Origin of the sequence: Pseudoalteromonas sp. SIMBA_162, from assembly GCF_046535955.1 — a bacterium.
In the GTDB taxonomy this organism is placed as follows: Bacteria; Pseudomonadota; Gammaproteobacteria; order Enterobacterales; family Alteromonadaceae; genus Pseudoalteromonas; species Pseudoalteromonas marina.
In genome coordinates this window covers 1-240 of the sequence record NZ_JAWJBQ010001115.1, presented here as the reverse complement: position 1 = coordinate 240, position 240 = coordinate 1, and the positions used below count along the sequence as shown (strand labels likewise).

The following is a 240-nucleotide window of genomic DNA, read 5'->3' as shown; positions in this document are numbered from 1 at the left end:
AGCGTGCCGAGCCGTACCTTCACTTTATTTTCGAAGTAGTAGAGAGACGCGAGGTGCCAATCGAAGTTGCGCTCCTTCCTATTGTAGAACGCGCTTTTGGTCCCTTTGGCTACTCTCACACAACCGCCTCGGGAACTTGGCAATTTATCCCACAAACGGGTGACCGCTTTCATTTAAAACAAAACTGGGGTTACGACGGCCGCCGAGATATTATGCAATCAACCCGAGCACCCCTAGATT

1 protein-coding gene is annotated in these 240 nt (G+C 50.4%); it reads left to right on the top strand.

Annotated features, from left to right (window positions below; all coding sequences use genetic code 11):
- Positions 1-240 (top strand): transglycosylase SLT domain-containing protein (locus tag R0J88_RS23140; RefSeq protein WP_410901335.1); only part of this gene is annotated, 240 nt, incomplete at both ends.